The sequence below is a fragment of the Priestia sp. P5_B4 genome (assembly GCF_056400385.1).
Map to the genome: position 1 here is coordinate 1 of NZ_JBFULJ010001475.1, position 576 is coordinate 576.

General features: G+C 33.1%; 1 protein-coding gene. It reads left to right on the forward strand.

Going from position 1 to position 576, the window contains the following annotated elements:
* Window positions 1-283 (forward strand): hypothetical protein (locus AC1DRF_RS31695; protein ID WP_477742787.1); only part of this gene is annotated, 283 nt, incomplete at its 5' end.
* Window positions 284-576 lie beyond the last annotated feature (293 nt).

Genomic DNA, 576 nt, shown 5'->3' on the forward strand with positions numbered 1-576 from the left:
GTTAAACTTCGTATATGAATGCTCGGAGGATGTATTAGTAGGTTCTATTTTAACAAAATTGGATTATGGACAACCCATTTATCAATTTGCTATGTTAAAGCCTATTTCCCTTGAAGGAAATGAAGATAAGTTAGACATTTTATATGAAGAAAAGGTAAAAGTAGAAAGAGCTATTCTAGATGTGTATACAGCTCAGCGAAAGAAGTTATTGACTCAAGCAGCTGAAGACTTAAAAGAACTGCACTACGAGCTGCAGACCTATGTGTATGCTTGCAACATATAAATGAATCTGTTGAAATGGCAAGGCATATATACAAATAAAAGGGAACATGTKAGGATAAGTAAAAAGAACTCCTAATCAAAGAGTTCTTTTTATTGTAAAATATATGATTTTGAACTAGCARAGCATAAAGACGGTGGTAATGGCAGTTACCCTTTTCTTTGTGCTTTTTTTATCCGATTGTGTTGATGATACTGCTTACTGCGTTAAAAAAGTTCATAAGTACCTCGTTTAGCATGTAATGTGCCTCCTCTCTTACTAAATATGTACAATCAAATTATCCAATTGTGTTAATG